Source organism: Bacillus cereus group sp. BfR-BA-01380, assembly GCF_022663535.1.
Taxonomy (GTDB): Bacteria; Bacillota; Bacilli; order Bacillales; family Bacillaceae_G; genus Bacillus_A; species Bacillus_A cereus_BB.
On sequence record NZ_JAKUFS010000083.1, the window covers coordinates 1 to 745 of the forward strand.

The following is a 745-nucleotide window of genomic DNA, read 5'->3' on the forward strand; positions in this document are numbered from 1 at the left end:
GATCAACTTTACCGTTAGCAGTTAGTGGAATAGCTTCCATCATCACAAATCCTGAAGGAACCATATGGCTTGGTAGTTCCGCCTTGAGATAATCTCTCCACTCACCTACATTCCCATCACCCACGACATATGCCACCAATCGTTTATCACCCGGCTGATCCTCTCGAACAATTACAACAGCCTCTTTTATGGATGCATGTGCGTTTAAAGCAGATTCAATTTCCCCGATCTCAATTCGGAAACCACGGATTTTCACCTGGTGATCAATCCGCCCAAGATAATCCAAATTTCCATCCGGCAAGTATCTCGCTAAGTCTCCTGTCCGATATAATCGCGCTCCCGGATCACTACTAAACGGATGAGGAATGAAACGTTCTGCAGTCAATTCAGGTCTGTTTAAATACCCACGTGCGAGTCCCGCTCCACCAATATATAGTTCACCAGCTACGCCAATAGGCACAGGCTGTTGACAAGCGTCTAGCACATACACTTCTAAATCTGGAATCCGCTTTCCGATATTACTTCTTGAAGAATGCTTTACATCATCTTGAGTAATTGGATAATACGTAACATGAACGGTAGTTTCTGTAATTCCATACATATTGATTAACTGCGGGTTCTGCTCTCCATACCTTTGAAACCACGGTAGTAAGCTGGCAGGATCGAGTGCTTCCCCACCAAATATGACATAGCGCAGATGCAAGTTTTTATTTTCATCTTCTTGTTCACACACCTGTATTAGTTG

At 43.8% G+C, this 745-nt stretch carries 1 protein-coding gene; it reads right to left on the minus strand.

The window, feature by feature from the left end; genetic code table 11:
* Positions 1–745, minus strand: a 745-nt coding sequence (locus MR076_RS25940) for an AMP-binding protein (protein ID WP_242225428.1), incomplete at both ends; no start/stop codon positions are given.